The sequence below is a fragment of the Aquicoccus sp. SU-CL01552 genome (assembly GCF_040365005.1).
Taxonomy (GTDB): domain Bacteria; phylum Pseudomonadota; class Alphaproteobacteria; order Rhodobacterales; family Rhodobacteraceae; genus Antarcticimicrobium.
In genome coordinates, this window is sequence record NZ_BAABWV010000032.1 from 1 (window position 1) to 15,903 (window position 15,903).

General features: G+C 59.6%; 16 protein-coding genes and 1 pseudogene. 12 read left to right on the forward strand and 5 right to left on the reverse strand.

Features of this window, described 5'->3' with window-relative positions:
• From ABWV23_RS21845 to ABWV23_RS21865, 5 genes and pseudogenes are all read left to right on the forward strand, one after another.
• A pseudogene (locus ABWV23_RS21845) lies at nucleotides 1-361 on the forward strand (replication initiator protein A); the annotation flags it as partial.
• Nucleotides 362-506: 145 nt separating this feature from the next.
• Nucleotides 507-1,148, forward strand: coding sequence for an AAA family ATPase (locus ABWV23_RS21850; RefSeq protein ID WP_353351734.1), 642 nt, complete (start codon nucleotides 507-509; stop codon nucleotides 1,146-1,148).
• Nucleotides 1,148-1,408 carry a hypothetical protein gene (locus ABWV23_RS21855; protein WP_353351736.1) on the forward strand — a complete coding sequence of 87 codons (261 nt, stop codon included), beginning with the start codon at nucleotides 1,148-1,150 and terminating at the stop codon, nucleotides 1,406-1,408. The genes ABWV23_RS21850 and ABWV23_RS21855 overlap by 1 nt, the downstream gene beginning before the upstream one ends.
• Before the next feature lie 85 nt (nucleotides 1,409-1,493).
• Nucleotides 1,494-1,832, forward strand: coding sequence for a type II toxin-antitoxin system RelE/ParE family toxin (locus ABWV23_RS21860; protein ID WP_353351738.1), 339 nt, complete (start codon nucleotides 1,494-1,496; stop codon nucleotides 1,830-1,832).
• Complete coding sequence (locus tag ABWV23_RS21865; RefSeq protein WP_353351740.1) at nucleotides 1,829-2,104, forward strand: helix-turn-helix domain-containing protein; 276 nt, start codon at nucleotides 1,829-1,831, stop codon at nucleotides 2,102-2,104. Before ABWV23_RS21860 ends, ABWV23_RS21865 begins: the two co-directional genes overlap by 4 nt.
• 24 nt (nucleotides 2,105-2,128) lie before the next feature.
• On the opposite strand, the gene ABWV23_RS21870 is transcribed toward ABWV23_RS21865, so the two are convergent.
• Nucleotides 2,129-2,716, reverse strand: coding sequence for a tyrosine-type recombinase/integrase (locus ABWV23_RS21870; protein WP_353351742.1), 588 nt, complete (start codon nucleotides 2,714-2,716; stop codon nucleotides 2,129-2,131).
• Nucleotides 2,717-3,033: 317 nt separating this feature from the next.
• On the opposite strand from ABWV23_RS21870, the gene ABWV23_RS21875 reads away from it, so the two are divergent.
• The 4 genes from ABWV23_RS21875 to ABWV23_RS21890 all read left to right on the forward strand — a co-directional run bounded on the left by ABWV23_RS21875 (nucleotide 3,034) and on the right by ABWV23_RS21890 (nucleotide 5,107).
• Entirely contained in the window at nucleotides 3,034-3,291 is a 258-nt protein-coding gene (locus ABWV23_RS21875; protein WP_353351744.1) for a DUF4158 domain-containing protein, read from the forward strand.
• Nucleotides 3,292-3,299: 8 nt separating this feature from the next.
• Nucleotides 3,300-3,917 carry a plasmid pRiA4b ORF-3 family protein gene (locus tag ABWV23_RS21880; RefSeq protein ID WP_353351746.1) on the forward strand — a complete coding sequence of 206 codons (618 nt, stop codon included), beginning with the start codon at nucleotides 3,300-3,302 and terminating at the stop codon, nucleotides 3,915-3,917.
• 120 nt (nucleotides 3,918-4,037) lie between these two features.
• Complete coding sequence (locus ABWV23_RS21885) at nucleotides 4,038-4,631, forward strand: recombinase family protein (protein WP_353351748.1); 594 nt, start codon at nucleotides 4,038-4,040, stop codon at nucleotides 4,629-4,631.
• Nucleotides 4,628-5,107 carry a hypothetical protein gene (locus ABWV23_RS21890; RefSeq protein ID WP_502901672.1) on the forward strand — a complete coding sequence of 160 codons (480 nt, stop codon included), beginning with the start codon at nucleotides 4,628-4,630 and terminating at the stop codon, nucleotides 5,105-5,107. Before ABWV23_RS21885 ends, ABWV23_RS21890 begins: the two co-directional genes overlap by 4 nt.
• Nucleotides 5,108-5,135: 28 nt before the next feature.
• On the opposite strand, the gene ABWV23_RS21895 is transcribed toward ABWV23_RS21890, so the two are convergent.
• From ABWV23_RS21895 to mobQ, 4 genes are all read right to left on the reverse strand, one after another.
• Nucleotides 5,136-10,325 carry a hypothetical protein gene (locus ABWV23_RS21895; RefSeq protein ID WP_353351752.1) on the reverse strand — a complete coding sequence of 1,730 codons (5,190 nt, stop codon included), beginning with the start codon at nucleotides 10,323-10,325 and terminating at the stop codon, nucleotides 5,136-5,138.
• Between the two features lie 3 nt (nucleotides 10,326-10,328).
• Entirely contained in the window at nucleotides 10,329-11,219 is an 891-nt protein-coding gene (locus ABWV23_RS21900) for a hypothetical protein (protein ID WP_353351754.1), read from the reverse strand.
• Between the two features lie 6 nt (nucleotides 11,220-11,225).
• Entirely contained in the window at nucleotides 11,226-11,594 is a 369-nt protein-coding gene (locus ABWV23_RS21905; protein WP_353351757.1) for a toxin-activating lysine-acyltransferase, read from the reverse strand.
• Between the two features lie 242 nt (nucleotides 11,595-11,836).
• On the reverse strand, nucleotides 11,837-13,138 hold the full coding sequence (gene mobQ, locus ABWV23_RS21910; RefSeq protein ID WP_353351759.1) for a MobQ family relaxase: 1,302 nt from the start codon (nucleotides 13,136-13,138) through the stop codon (nucleotides 11,837-11,839).
• Between the two features lie 809 nt (nucleotides 13,139-13,947).
• Here mobQ and ABWV23_RS21915 point away from each other — a divergent pair.
• The 3 genes from ABWV23_RS21915 to ABWV23_RS21925 all read left to right on the forward strand — a co-directional run.
• Nucleotides 13,948-14,295 (forward strand): mobilization protein, encoded by a 348-nt coding sequence (locus tag ABWV23_RS21915; protein ID WP_353351761.1) that lies wholly within the window; start codon nucleotides 13,948-13,950, stop codon nucleotides 14,293-14,295.
• Nucleotides 14,292-14,876, forward strand: coding sequence for a hypothetical protein (locus ABWV23_RS21920; protein WP_353351763.1), 585 nt, complete (start codon nucleotides 14,292-14,294; stop codon nucleotides 14,874-14,876). The genes ABWV23_RS21915 and ABWV23_RS21920 overlap by 4 nt, the downstream gene beginning before the upstream one ends.
• A gap of 326 nt (nucleotides 14,877-15,202) precedes the next feature.
• Nucleotides 15,203-15,903, forward strand: a 701-nt coding sequence (locus ABWV23_RS21925; protein WP_353351765.1) for a replication initiator protein A, incomplete at its 3' end; no start/stop codon positions are given.

The following is a 15,903-nucleotide window of genomic DNA, read 5'->3' on the forward strand; positions in this document are numbered from 1 at the left end:
AAAATGCGGCTCGACCTCGACGATGCGCGAGTTCCGGCGGCTTGTTGGTGCCATCGTGGAGCAGGACGAGGCGCATCATCACATGCCCGACTACGCGATCCGGCTGGATGGTGAGATGGTCGTTTTCAAAAACCGCGGCACGATAGATGCGCTCGCCAACGGTCTCGTGGGTGATCCGATCAGGCTCGGAGCCAGCGTACACGAGCGGGCGCGTACCGCCGCACCCGGTTGGGACGTGCATTATCTGGAGCAAGCCTGGCGAAGCTGGATGGCAGATGGCGGGCTCGATGCACCGCGCGATCCAGACAAGGCTTTTGTCGGATTTTGCGCCAAATGGTTCGAGAAGCGTGGGCGCCCCTAGATCGCTAGGATTCTAGCGTCCTACATACCTGCAAATTTGCAACGCCTGAATCCTAAACCCCTCAATCCCTAGGGGGCTAGCTTGCTCGAAACCAACATTCCTCGCATCCTAGGAAAAATAAGAATAGTAAAAATAGGAGGCAGCAGTGATTATCTCCATGATTTCCCAGAAAGGGGGCGTCGGCAAGAGCGCCCTTGCCAGACTTCTGGCCGTCGAAGTGGCCCGCGCGGGTTGGTCCGTAAAGATCGCCGATCTCGATCCAGCGCAGGGCACCTCGACCAAATGGAAAGCCCGGCGCGACCAGTCCGGTCTTCACCCGGAGGTCGCGGTCGAGAAATACCGGACCGTTGATCGTGCGATCAAGGAAGCTGAACGCTTCGATCTCATGATCCTGGACGGGCCGGCCCACGCCGAACAGGGCGGCCGCGTCATGGCACAGAACAGCGATCTCGTGCTCATGCCGACCGGCTACAGCCTCGACGACATGGAACCGCAGATCGAGGCCGTCTACGAGTTGGAGGATGCCGGTGTGCCATCAGATCGGATATTCTTTTGCTTCTGCCGCGCCAAGGGATCGAAAGCCGAAGATCATGCCGCACGTTCGTATCTCGGAAAAGCACGAATGAACGTTCTTGAACCGACCTTTCCGGAACTGGCGTCCATTCGCCAAGGTCACGCCGAAGGGCGGGCGGCTTCCGAGGTGGCGTTTCCCAAGGTGCAGGAGAAGGCAATCGCGGTCGCCCAGGCGATCATGAACCGCCTGTCAGGCGTGAAGGAGGCTGCGTGATGTCCAAAGGCCTCCAGATCGCAGAACCTCCACGCCGTCGCCAGAATGGGACAGGGGGGGCGCCCGCCGAGCGCAAGAAACCTGTCGAAGTTGCAAAGTTCGACCATGTTTCTGAAGACGAAAAAGTCCAGTTCAACAAGCGTGTCACACGCCGCGTTGCAGATGGCTACGAAATCCTCGCGATCCGGACCCGCCGCAAGGTGCCGGATCTCTTGGCAGAAGCGCTGAGCCTTCTCGAAGAGAAGCATGGAAAGGCCTAGCTTCCTAGGATCATAGCTTCCTGCGGAAACTTCATGGCTATAAAGAGGTCACTTGAATGTATGACCCAATGGGTTATATTATAAAATGCAGACAGTAGCGGAAACCCCGACCTTCTCGCGTCAGGCTTCAAAGCTCTTCGATGAGGAGCAGAAGCGCGAGCTGATCGACTTCCTGGCCGCAAATCCGGAGGCGGGCGACGAAATCCCTGGAACGGGAGGTGTCAGAAAGGTCCGTTTCGCCGCCTCAGGCAGAGGCAAACGAGGCGGTGCACGGGTGATCTACTACTATCTGGACGAGACCTTACCGATCTATGCGCTCTTGGTTTACGCCAAGAACGTCAAGACGGACATGAACCCGGACGAGAAACGTGCGGTCGCCGCCTTGGCGGCCGAGTTGAAGAAGACTTGGAGAGAAAAACGATGAGCACCTTCGGCGACGAGTTGCTCCAATCCCTGGCGGAAGCCGTGGCCCATGCGAAAGGGCAGGGGCCTGCAATCGTCCATGAACCGATCGACCCCCGCGAAGTCCGCAAGCACGCTGCGCTAACCCAAGCCCAGATGGCCCCTTTGATGGGCATGAGCCTGTCGGGTTACAGGAAGTGGGAGCAAGGTCAGCGCCATATCAGCGGACCGGCGGCGATACTCCTGCGCGTGATCGAGAAGGATCCGGACGCCGTGCGGCGCGCCTTGGGGTGACCCGCAGGCCGGGCGGCGTTTTCCTTACCACAACCCGTTGAACCGACTGGCGGCGGTACGCGTGTAATGCACCGTGTGCCGGGGATCGCGGTGCCCGAGGTAATCCTGGATCAGCCGCAGGTCATAGCCGCGATTGGCCAGCGCAAAGCCGCAGGAATGCCGCAGCATGTGCGGATGGACAGGGCCAAGCCGGGCGCGTTTCGCGGCCGCGCCGATGATGTAGTTCACCGCCTGCCGGGTCAGTGGCTGCCGGCGTTCGGAAACGAACAGCCAGGGCAGGACGTCATCGCGCGCGGCCAGCCAGCGACGCAGGGCGCGCAGCTCGTCCCCCGCGACCGGATGCTCGACGCTCAGCCCGTTCTTCAGCCGCGCGATCCAGAGCCGGGATTGCGCCAGGTCGGCATCGGCGCGGCGCAGGGCGATGGCCTCGGACACGCGCAGCCCATGCCGGTACATCATCAGCACCAGGAGATGATCGCGGATCCCGTGCCGGCCTTTTCGCGCCGCGGCAAGGAGCCGGTCGATCTGCATGGGGCCGAGATAGTCACGGCCGCGCTCATGGGCATCGGCCGCGCGGTCGTCATCACTCTTGACATTTCGTCGGTCGGCCATGCCCTGCATCCGTTTCTGAAAGCCCTGCAAACAGGCTACCTCGCGGCGCGGACCGACGGCAACTCTTTACACTAGGCTTATTTGGTAAAGAGTTTTGACTACCCCCTCTATCGCTGCTTCAGTTCGCTGGCCACAACGCCTATTCTGGAAGCTATTTTAGAAACACCTTACACAAATTCGAAGTCGCTTGCGGTTATTGGGCCCGGCAGGCCCGAGCGTGCATATATGGACACCTTGAAGAACGTACAGTGAACGATTAGGAGGTTGACCACTCACCATCCTGGCCTGAGATTGACTTCGAATTAGGCGGAGGAAGCATGTCGGATCGGTCATTCATTGAGATCTGGAGTCTGAGCTACGACGACATCGCGTGGGTTGAGAGCTTCAATCGGTCGAGCCGTGTCTGGGCTGCGTTGCAATTGCGATTCTTCCGGCGTCATGGCCGGTTTCCATCGCGCGATGGCGATCTGGATGGTAACGGCCTGACCCCGCTGATTTACCTGCATATCAATCCCTATGGCCGGTATGAGGTCGATCTGGACAATCGGATCGACTTCGACCGGCTGGCTGCATAGAGGCGCGCATGGCAAAAAAAGAACCCCAAGTTCTACGGTTGAAAATCACACTTGAACATGTGGACCCTGCGCCGTGGCGGGAGATCGAGATCAGGTCGGACAAGACCTTGCCACATTTGCACGATGCCATTCAGGCGGCATTCCTATGGTATGACATGCATCTGTGGGATTTCGGGATCGGTGACCGAAAATACCAGATGAAGAGCGAGGACTTTTGGATCGAGCCGATGTGGGGTCCGCCCGTGATGGAAGTGACCACGAAAAAGCTCGGGTTCTTCCTGAACAACAAGGTGCCACCGGTGATCTATACCTATGACTTTGGCGATGACTGGGTGCATCGGGTTGAGTTGATCTCGAAGCGCCCCGTTGAGCCGAACGAGCCCTTGCCGCGATTTGTCGGGGGTCAATGGGCGACCCCGCCAGAGGATATCGGAGGCCCACCGATGTACGAGGTCTTCAAGGAGGCCCGTGAGGATGCAAGCCACCCGGAACACGATTGGGCGAAGGAAGCTGGATACGTTGACTGGGCTCATGATGAAATCCACGCCACTGCTGTCAGTGAGCAGTTCGTAAAACTGCAAAGACAAAAGACACGACGGACATCACGATGGGTTACGGAGGGATAGCGCGTCATTATGGGTATACCCTAAGCGACGCCGTACATGAACACCAACCGCCGTGGAATATCTGTTCATTTTGGGCCCATTTTGATATACTGAACACATATCGTCATAGGCACACCCAAAATGAACAGATCGAGCCCCAAAATCGGCTATGCCCGAACATCGACCGTCGATCAGAACCTTGATGCTCAAATCGAGGCTCTGACAGCTGCCGGGTGTGGGATGGTCCGGCAGGAACAGCGCAGCGGGGCTACGCTTGAGGGCCGTCCTGAGCTGAAAACAATCCTCGCCTTCATTCATCCAGGTGAAACTCTGGTGGTCACACGGATCGACCGGCTGGCCCGCTCGATGCAGGATCTCCAGACCATCGTCGCCAGGCTGAAGGAAAAGGGTGCTCATCTGGCCGCCACCGAGCAACCTGTCGATACGTCGACCGCTGCGGGGAAGGCCTTCTTCGACATGCTTGGGGTCTTTGCAGAGTTCGAGACCAACCTCCGTCGGGAGCGGCAAGCCGAGGGCATCAAGGCTGCCAAACGGAAAGGGGTCTACCGAGGTCGCCCGCCCAAGATCGATATGGCGGCTATTCAGGCCAAACTTGGTGCAGGTCTCTCCCCGACGGAAATTGCCCGCGAGATGGGGATCTCGCGCGGGACTGTCTATAGAGCAAAGGCTGAGATGCTGACTGGCAACAAGACCACAGAGGTGCCTACTGCATGAAAAAGCCCCCACGCAAGCGACGGCCATCCGCGCCCAAGACGCCTGCGCAAACACGGGCCAAGGTGCCACCCCCACGCAACCTGACCCCAGAGCTTTGCGATCGGCTTCGCCGGGACATGATGAAGGCATGCCTCACAGTGGCAGAGACGCACGGACTGACAGTCGAAGGGGGCGATCTCGCGGATATCGACCTGCGCCATAGTTTTGCGATCAGCTTCCGCGTCGGCATCCCGCAGGAGGACGGCGCGATCTATTCCCCGGACAAGGCCATGTTCGAGGTTCTCGCACCTCATTTTGGGCTGGAGCCCTCAGACTATGGCCGCACCTTCCGGTCGAAGGATGAGTTGTTCCGCATCGTCGCCATCAATCCCAACAGGCCGAAATATCCGGTCAGTGCTGAACGCGTGTCGGATGGGCGGGGCTTCAAGTTCCCCGCCGATAACGTCGTCATGTACCTGCAGCATTCAGGCGCATAGCTTGTACGCCTTTTGTTCCGTCAAATGATCAAATATGCACGCTCGGGCCTGTTGCCCCTATTGAAGCCTTGGTCACATCGTCAAGTTTGACGGACCCGTCGGTCCATTCGACGCGAACCCCGCTTCCCGTCGCCGCGAAGCTGAGGTCGCCATAATCGACCCCGCTCATTTGAAGAAGATCTTCTCCCCGCACAAAATCGGTGATCACATCGTTGCCCAAAGGGGAGCCGGTGTTGAAGACGAAGATGTCATTTCCAGCGCCTCCGGAAAGTGTGTCGTTGTGACGTCCACCATCCAGGATATCGTCCCCGATGCCTCCCTTAACGACATCCTTCCCATAACCCCCAAGAAGTGTGTCGTCGCCTCCGCCACCATTGAGCGTATCATTACCCGCCTGGCCTTCAACGTAATCACGGCCATTTCCGTTGTTCTGACCATTATCGTGAAAAATGTCTTCGCCCGAGCCGAGGTAAATTGTATCGCGACCGTCGTCACCCCAGACGGTATCATTTCCATTTCCAGCACGAATGGTATCAGCGTGTGAACCACCCCTGATCTCGTCATTCCCGATCCCGCCTTCAACTATATCGTTGCCGCTGCCTCCGAAGAGCGTATCGTTGCCACCGCCGCCATTCAGAGTATCGTCGCCGTCCTGCCCATCGACATAATCGTGACCATGCGTATTGTCTTGGTCATTGTCGTGAAAGACATCATTGCCGGCTCCAAGATAAATGGTATCGCGGCCATCATCACCCCAGACCGTATCATCGCCATCACCAGCCTGGATTGTGTCGTAATCACTTCCACCCCTTATTTCATCATCTCCAATGCCGCCTTCGATGGTGTCCTTGCCCGCACCGCCGAGAAGCGTATCGTTGCCACCGCCGCCGTTCAGCGTGTCATCGCCCGCCTGGCCATCAACATAGTCGTCTCCGTTGGAGTCGTTCTGGCCATTGTCGTGAAAGGTGTCATTTCCCGAACCGAGGTAGATGGTATCGCGGCCGTTGTCGCCCCAGACAATATCATCTCCTTCACCGGAGTTGATCGTGTCGCCATGAGCACCGCCGTAAATCTGGTCGTGACCAGCCCCGCCTTCGAACGTATCAGCGCCGGAACGGCCCAAGAGTACATCATTCCCGCTTGATCCAAGAAGCGTATCTTGGAAATCTGTGCCCTCGTAGGCCTCGATATCCATCTGATTGGGCTGGGTGTAGTTGTAGCGAAGATCGTCTGCGACAACGGCGCTGCTCGCTCCCCAGTTCGCAAGGTTGATGACAACCCCGCTGGTCAACCCCCTGTAGCTCAGGATGTCAAACCCGAGGCCTCCGCGAATGCTGTCCACCCCTTCACCCGCGACCAAAATGTCGTCGCCGGCATAACCGGAGAGATAATTGTTCTGGCTGTCTCCGATCAGGATATCATCGAAATTGCTGCCCTGCAGAGCCTCGATGCTGATGTACGTATCTCCGGCCGCATCACCGGTATTCTGACTTTGATCCGCCAACGAAGCGGTCACCCCGGCGGATGCATAAAAGTACGACGCATAGTCGGGCAGGCCGAACCGATCACCGATCCCGCCGTCAAGGATATCGGCACCTTTCCCGCCTTCGAGCCAGTTGGGAAGATCGTCGCCAACCAGCGTATCGTCGAAATTTGAACCGACCAGCTTGACGATGTACGAGAGCTGGTCGCCTTCCGCATGCCCTCCCGTGGCTGTTCCCGCGCCAAGATCGATTTGAACCGCAGCGTTCGAACGCCTGTATCCCGCGATCGCATAGTCTGTACCGTTCGTCTCAGGCGCAAGGTGCTCATTCGGTGAGATGCCGTTGATTATGTCCGCGCCGGCTCCACCTTCGAGGTAGTCCATCTGGTTGCCACCGTAGATAATATCATTACCGGCACCGCCAAATATGATATCTTCTTGGTCGCCACCATGGATCGTGTCTCTTCCGGCACCACCAAACACCCAGTCCCAGCCCGTGCCTGCATTTATGATGTCGTTGCCACCACGCGCGATGATGATGTCATCGCTGCTTTCGATCTCAGCATCGCCGATCTTGATCGTATGTGTGCCGATATCTGTGAATTCATAATCAGAGCCATCCGGAGCGATCCAAAGATCGCGGCCCTTGCTTTCCCCTTTGACCGCCAGCCGCGACGTGCCTGAAATGGGTGTCGTGTTTTCCAGGTTCTTGTACCCAACCGCCGACATGTTGCCGTTGAAGGTAAACCGGATCGTCGCACCGGACGCCGTCTCGGTAACTTCTGCCCCGTTGGCAAACAGATTCACATATGTCGGAATGCTGCTCACGTCATCGACCGGCACATCGATGACGACCTTGTTGCCATTGCCTCGCGACACACTGACATTCGCGAAATCGACAGCGATCTCGGCATCGACCAAAGAGGCAAGAAATCCGCCAAGTCCGCCATTGAAGTCACCCTGGTCGACTTTGGCTAGGTCCAGTGTTTCCGCACTCGCCAGCGTATAAGCCCAAGCCCCCGAGAAAGCCGTGTTGTCGGACCCCGCGATCAGGGCGTTGATCACTTCCTTGTTCGCAAGATAGTTTTCGTACTCAGCAGCCGTTGCCATCGCACTTGCCAGCGTGATGGAATCGTTTCCGGTGGAATTTACCACCGCGCGCTTGAGGAAGATGTCGCCCCCGATAGGCTGGGCGTCGCGCAGGAAATCTGTGACCGCGCCATCCACCATCGCCTCTGCTGAATCGACCTGTCGACCGTTGACGAAGAACTGGAGATTATCGTTGCCATCGACCTCGATATTCATGCGCTGCAAAACGCGGATAAGCGGGTTAGAGCCAAGGTTGTTGACATCGTTGCCGAGGAAGATCGATGGCAGCGTGAAATTGTCGATATGAGCATTGGCCATGTCATAGGCCCCGATGCTGCTCATGTACTTCTTGGACAGATCGGTGACCGCCTGCCCCAGGGCGCGGGTGGTTTCCGTCGGGAAACCGTCCCGGGCCGTTGCGTAGAGAAAATAGTTATAGACACCCGGAACAACCACTTCACCCTGCTTTTCCGCAAACAGAAGGAAGTCCGCCCCCGGATCTGGATCGTCCCCGAACAGGTCGCCCAGGAACGTGCCGAGCAGTGTGCCAAGAAAGGCCCCCACCCCCGGCAGAATGAAATTGGCCGCGACACCAAGTGACGAGCCAAAACTTCCGCCAAGATACGAAAACCCAAGCGAAGATCCGACAATGGAGCCCAGCGACCCTCCGATGGATCCTTCCAGCGTTTCGGCCGGAAGCAGCTCGTGGGCCAGCGAACTGCCAAAGAACGCGCCCACGGCCCCGCCGAAGGCCTCCAGAGGCACGTCCCACTGAACATTCTGGAATGCCGCATCACCGGCGAGGAGGTTTCCTGCAACCTGTTCGGAAACACTGCCGAGATAGGTCGATCCGACCGTGTTGAACAGCTGCGCGCCAAAGCCCTCCAGGCCCAGTTCCTCGCCCAGTTCAGCCAGAAGAAGCGACGAGGCCGCGCTGGACAGCCCTGCCAGCAACTCGGCATCCACGTCTTCCAGCTGGCGCATGGCCGTCTCGACGGAGGATCCGAAATCCAGTTGGGTTCCATCGAAAAGATGGAACCCCGTGTCCGCAATCACCTCCGACAGGTTTTCCGTGATCAGGCCCAGAACCGTACCGCCCAAGACCTGAGTGAACTGGTTCTCGTTCTCAAGCAGAACCCCCGCCAGCATCGTCCCGAACGTCCGGCCGATATTGCCCGCAAGATCAATGGTGGCTTGGCTGTCGTTATGCACGCGCGCACCGCCAGCCACATAGGTATGCAGATCCTCGACCTCGAAGTTGTAGCTGCGCCAAGCCCCCTGCGTCCGATGCGTCAACCCATCGCCCGCCGCCATCGCGACAGTTTCGACCTCTTCAAACAGGTGTCTTGTGTCTTCCGACCAAACGATCCGCTCGGCCGAAACCGTGGCAAGCGAGCCGTCTTCCAGAACTATCTTCGGTCTTTCGTCTTGGATGATCTCGTCAATCCGGCGGAAATGGCCATGACTATCGAGGAACCGGTGTCCGGGCGTCACCGTCAGTTCCTGCGTTTCACCCTCCGCTTGCCAGGTCAATCGCAACCATTCCTCGGTTTCATTGTGAAACAGGCGCACCACCCGCTTCGGAACCAGCGCGCCACGACCGAGATCGGCTAAGGGGTCAAAGGCCAGAACAGTGTCGCCGGGCACGAGGTCTTCGATGAAGCATGTCTCCGTCAGAGTGAGCGCGATCAGCGTACCTGCAGGGAAGCAAAAAGGCTGATCTAAATCGTCCGCCACTTTTACGAGGAGCGCCTCAATATCCTCCCGGTGATCGAGACCGGCTTCTTCTAGCAACAAACGCGCTTGAAGGCGTTCTTCGAGAAACTCGGCCTCCGGGCCGGACGCGATGATCCGGTCTCCGGGCTGATAACCGGCAACCCCTTCTCCGGCTATCTTGAAAAAGGTGTCGTCAGAGGAATCGTAAGTCCAACCCCCAAAGGTTAAGTCGGACGTAACAAGCTGGCCATAGGTGGCATAATCGACGAGACGTGCAATTATCTCTGTCTGAAGCGAAACCGGAACGTCGGCACCCAGAATCGTATTGAAGGTCAAGATGAGGTCGTTGCGATTCGCTCCAACATTTTCGCCCAGTTCCTGATGGGCAACGCTGATTGTCGCTACGGTTGCGGAGGCCAGAAATTTCTCCAATTCCACCGCGTCCGATTGAATGAACTGACCGACCGTTTGTCCCGGTGTAGCACCGGAAAATCCCGCTGGAAGAACGACATCCCAGTAGTAGAATGATCCCGCCCATCCACCGAGGGTCTGGCCCCCGGCGTCAAGCGCGGCGCCTATATCATTCCCCACCATTTGCTTGAGGGGACGGATCCGAGCATCCTCCAATATCTCTCGCAAGACGTTTTGGGCAATCGCGTTGGAAGTCTCCGCGAGGGATGCAGGGCGGCCATCCATCGCCAGTCCAAAGGCCGAATAATCCAGAATGAAGCGCCCCGACGAATTCTGATCAACGGGCACGGCAAAACCGTTCGCCATGCGGTTGATCGTCGATGCCTGTTCGAACCAGAACCTCTGATCTGCGGTCAGCCCCTGATAATCCGCCAGAATATCGTAAGCTTTCCAGTAGTCCTGCCCGGAGGCCAGAATGGTATTAATTCTGTTCAGATCGGAAGTGCTGATATCAACCATTATTTACTCCGCAAGACGCCAGGATTCGAGAAGGGACAGCGCCCCGGTTGCCGGGGTCAGCCAGCTGCGTTCGGACCAGATGATATGTTCCGGAAAGACGAGATACAGCATAATGCCGCTTTCCGAATCACGCACCTGACCGTCACAAACCGGCTGAACGTTGCGCCTGTTCGTAGTTTCGTTCATCACATTGCAGCGCAGAATGGCCGTCAGGCTCCCGTCTTTTTCGTAGACACCGTAGTCAATGTCCGAATGTGCCAGCGGCAGGGGCTGATATCCAGCTGGAGGCAACCCGTTGGGTGACAGCCAGGAGAGATGACCCCGGTGCAGGGGCGGCGGCGTACCACGACTGCTGAGATACCGATCAAACCGCCTCGTGACATCGGGCGGCGCCGGCGGGGCGATTCCACCCGCCCAGACAAGCTGAAACTTGACGACATCCTCATCGATCGGGTTCTCGGGATCGCCTGTGATGTCCGCATCAAAGCGCAGGTTGCGCCCAACCGGGGACAGGCTATCCAGCTTGAACGCGAATCCACCCACCGATTCTGTATCGCCAACCAGGCTTCTGTCGTAGCGGCCATTCCGCGCAAAACCTGTCCGTTCCGGCGCAAGCTTCAGCTCTTCTGCCATTCGCTCGCGATCGGTGATGATCTCCATCGCGGCTTCTCCAAGGTACGGATTGCGGTACCCTACCGGGAATGCAAACCAGACCCCCTGCTGCCAGTGATACGCAGTGGGCTGATTTTCCACAGGGTCGTTCATCATCTCCTTGTAGGCACGGGAATCGTATTTGACGGTCCCTGACGATGTGGCCGAGACTGGTGCGTTTGATATCATCCACGCAGCAAGCGCGGCAAACGTAAACGCGAAGATCCGAGGGAAACGCGGCATGGGATCTCAATCCGGTGTGGAAACTACATTGGGCAGCGAAAAAATCAGACGATGCGGAACACCAGATGGCTGATCCGGTGCCGTTGAAACATGCCCCGAGCGCGCCGTGTCCGCCGCTGACTTGATCTCCACCGACACCGGCTGCAGCGCGGTCACTCCGGGCTGCCGTACATCCGGCACTTGCGCATATTTGATATGGAAGCGTTTCTGCAGGATCGCGGGCATCACGAGCCGCTCGATCTCGGAGATCCTCATCTCCTTGCCCTCAGGATCCTGGGTCATGAGCCAGGTAATCTCACCCAGGATCTCGGCAACGGTCTTGCCAGCAACAGGATCGGGTTTCGAAGGTGGGGGTTGTCCGGTCTCACTTGTCATGCTCATCACTCTTCAAAACAAAAATCGACGCCACCCGCCCTCAACACGCGGAAAGGAAGATGCGCAACCTGTGAGTCACGAGAATAATTAGCCGCAATTCAGCCATAGGTGGAACAAAAAATTTCTATTTGCCACCTTCCCCAACGTCAACACCTGCCAACCCGATACGGCTTTGGTTCGCGTCGAAACCACCGGGAGCGCGGGAAAATCCGCCCGACGGCGCCAATCCCGGACACTTTCCTTCACAGCCCGAGGCCATCGCTCCTGTCCCTGTGCCGGGAGCTGTCCAGTTCGGCCTCTTTCTCCCGCTGTGCCTTGATTTCGTTTGCGCGGGCATTGACCGGTCCGGCGAGATCGTCGAAGGCGCAGCCGAAGCGTTCGGCGGCCGCTTTCACCTGGCTGACCAGCTGCCGCTGACGCTGTTTGGCGTCGCCGGGTTCTTCGATCTCGCGGCTGTCCTGCCAGGCTTCGGCGACCTGCTCGATGAACCACCCGCGCACGGCCTCCAGGGCGGCCAGCCGCTCTGCTTCGCGGGCTTGCGCCCGTTCCTCGTCCAGCACCCGCTGACGCTCGGCCTCGCGATCCCGATATGCCCGGGTGAAGCTGTCAGCGAAGTCCCTGGCCCCCGCCCCGGAAAACAGCGCCCGCGCCGCCTCGGTGGCCGCGCTCAGCCGGCTGGCATCCGCCTCGCGGGCCTGCGCGTAGGCTTCCCGCGCCCGGCCCATGCGCTCCAGCAGCTCGGCCATGAGGCTGCGCTGCTGGCGAACCTCATGCACCTGTGCGCCGCGCTCGGTGACCGGTTCGTACTCTGTGCCGTCCCGTTCGGCCTCCCGCATCGCCTTGCGCTCCATCGCACTCGCCGCCGGCCCCAGCTTGATCTCCGGATCGCGGTCCAGCGCCATCGCCGCCAGCTCGTCGCCGCGCGACAGCGCCGCCTCGCGCTGGTCTTCCAGCGAGCGGTGATCCACCCGCGCTTCCATCTCCGCCCGCTCAAGAGCCGCGTTCTGCATCTGCGCCCAAAGCCCGCGCATCTCCGCGATCTCGACCCCGCCGGTCCTGGCCGCGTCGAGAATGCGTGTCTTGTCGGTCAGCCCCTCTAACCCCAGAACACGGGTGGTGGTCAGGACATGGGCATGGTGGTTGCGCTGATCGCCGTCGCGATGCGGCGCATGGATCGCCACATCCGCCGCCACGCCGTAGCGGTTCACCAAGGCCCGGGCGAAGCCGCGCGCCAGCTCCGCACGACCTTCGGCTGACAGCTCCGACGGCAGGGCCAGTTCCCATTCCCGCGCCGTAACGGAATTGCGCCGGGTCTCGCGCGCCTCGGCCGCGTTCCATAAGCTGGCGCGGTCCTGCGCCCAGCCCGGCGCATCCGCCGGCGCCAGGATGAAGGCCTCCTCGATGCCCTGCTTGCGGGTATAGTCATGCACCCGGCCCTCGCGCGCGCAGGACAGCCGCTCTCCCGCCCGATACGCCGCTGCCGCAGTCGCGGTCTGCCCGGCGCTGCGCTTCACGGTCTTGACGCTGAGATGATAGCTCGCCACGTGCGCCTACCCTCTCACCGGCAACCGGTTTTTGGCCCGTGACAAGAACCGGGGCATCAGCGCAGAATGGAGATGAGGCTGGGCTGTATGGAAGAGCAACGGAACCGGCCTCATCCTCCTCCCTGTTGGGCGCAAACCGGGGGCTTCGGAACATCGTGTTCCGGAGCCCTCGCCCACGCGCGCAACCGTCTTTTCCCCGCAGGGTGAAGCAGCTTCCTGGAAACGCTCCGAGGGAGCGTTTCGCTGCTGAACGGGCGGAGCCCCGAACGCCCCGCAACGCCGGGGCCTGTGGGGAAAAGACAGCCCTGACGAAGCGGACCACCGGTCCTCTGAGGCACGGGCATGCCGATGCGGCCCACCAATCTCCCCAGCCTCATGGGGGGCGGGAGATTGGTGGGACACATCGGCGGTTTGCCACCGGCAAACCCGGCGGAGATCAGGGACGGTGTGCCCGTCGGCGCCAACGGCTCCACAGATCGACGCCTCCCGGCACGGCAGGGCCAAAACCAGACCGGCCCCTACCGTGGGGCATCGGTCGAGATTTTGGCCCTGTCGTGCCGAACGCAATCCAACGGCGAACGTTGGCCCTGGAGAGTTTGAGAGGCCGGGAGGGCCTTTCATTCCGGCGCGCATTGCGCCGGACGGAGTTCGCCATCGGCTGAGGCTGTGCCTCAAGGAGATCGCACGCAAATCTCGGAGCGAACGAAGTGAGTGCAGAGTTTGCATAAGTGCGCCATTCAATCCTGTCGGCTTTCATGGTAAGCCCGCCTCACCGTAACGTGCTGCCCCCTCCGAAGGAACCCCTCTTCATGGCCGAAACCTCCCTCGAAAAACTCGAACGCCAGTACGAACAGGCCAGGGCGAGACTGCAGGCCGCCCGCGCCAGGAAGGCCGCGAAGGAGCGCAAGCTCGATGCCAGGCGCAAGATCATCCTCGGCGGTGCCCTGATCGAAAGTGCTGGCCGGGATCCCGAGACCGCGCGGCTGATGACGGCGCTGGTCACCGGCTTGTCCCGGGCGCAGGACCGCAAGGCGTTCGAGAACTGGACACCCCCTGCCCCGAATCCGGAGGCTGCCGAAACGACCGGGGTGCCGGACAGCGAGGCGGATGTTCCGGTTGCCAGGGACAAGGGCGGACCGGCGGAGAGACCGTCATGAGCCGGGAGACAGAAGCCGACCCGGAGGTCTGGGACAGCCTGCGCGATGTCTTTCACCGGGAGATTGCTGGCAATGGCGGCGACAGCGCCGCGGCCTTTATCGCGATCCTGGATGAGCTGGATGCCCGTATGGGGGTGTCCGATGATCGGATCGGGCGCAATATCGAGATCGTCGACGCGCTGATCGGCTGGCTGAAGCTCACTCAAGAGCAGTTGAAGGGCCTCCCGAACCAGCTGCGCCGCAGCACGGCAGAGGGTGTAGCCCAGCTGGGGGCCACCACGGAGCGCGCAGCGGCCGATGGCGCCAGGAACGGTGCCCGGGCCTCGGAGCAGGGGCTGGAGGCGCTCAGGGCGGCTGTGAGCGCCTCTGAGGCCTCTCGACGCAATCTGGCCCGTGTCGCCCTTATCGGGCTTCCTGTGGCTTTTGCGGGGGCGCTGGTGGCCGGTGTCTTGTTCGCCAGCTTTGCCATCCCCGCCCTGCCCCGGAGCTGGCAATGGCCCTGCACGCTGATCGGATCGGAATTCCGAACCAGCACAGACCCGGATAGCCCGACCACCTTCTGTGTCATCGTCAGGAAGTGAGAAAGACGGCCAGGTGAGGGCGGGACGGCTCGCCCACTCGTTTTTCTCAGCAAGAACACGCCGGAATACGCAGGCGGTGGGCGGCCTGGTCGGGCCGTCCCGCAGGACCGCCCGGTGTTAAATAGGTGTTAGAATCTGTGTTACGTCCGGAAAGTACCTCGTAAGCCTATAATACTAAATGTATTTTCCAACCATCCGTGTGTAGAATCACGAAAGAACGTGTGTGAAATCACGAAAGGGTGTGTGCAGAGTCACGAAAGAAGGCTGATGTGTGTGAAATCACGAACGCCCTTGACGAGCGTGTGTGAAATCACGAATGTCACGGCATGGTGTGTGAAATCACGAAAGATAGCAGGTCTCCTCTTCTTCCTGATCGTCAGGATCAGAAGGACTTCTTCGTATGCGATATTTTCGACGCTGCGCCGAAGGGTGACATGGCTTCGATGGCGCACCCGATCTTTTCGCTCTCGACCAAGCCCGATCACCAAATTCGTCGCTACGAGGACGAAAGCGGCAAGAACTATGTGGAGGTTCGCCCCTCTTCCGATGGGCTTGCCACAATACATGATCGTGATGTCCTGATCTATTGCATTAGCCAGGTCATCGCCGCGCTCAACGAGGGTCGGCAGGTTCAGCGGGTGGTGCGACTCAAAGCTTACGACATGCTCAAGGCCACTAACCGTGTGACCGATGGTCGGGGTTACAAGGGGCTGCGTGCGGCACTCGTGCGGCTTCAGGGCACGCAGATCGAGACGAACATCAGCACGGGTGGAACCGAACAACTCGACATTTTCAGCATCATCGACCGCGCCCGAATCGTGCGGGAAACCCGAGATGGCCGGATGCAGGAGATCGAGATCGAACTGTCAGACTGGGTATTCAATGCGATCCGGGCACAGGAAGTTCTGACCTTACATCGCAACTACTTCCGGCTGCGTAAGCCGTTGGAACGGCGTCTGTACGAGCTAGCCCGCAAACATTGCGGACGGCAGACGCAATGGCGCATCGGCCTCCCTGCCCTTCAGCG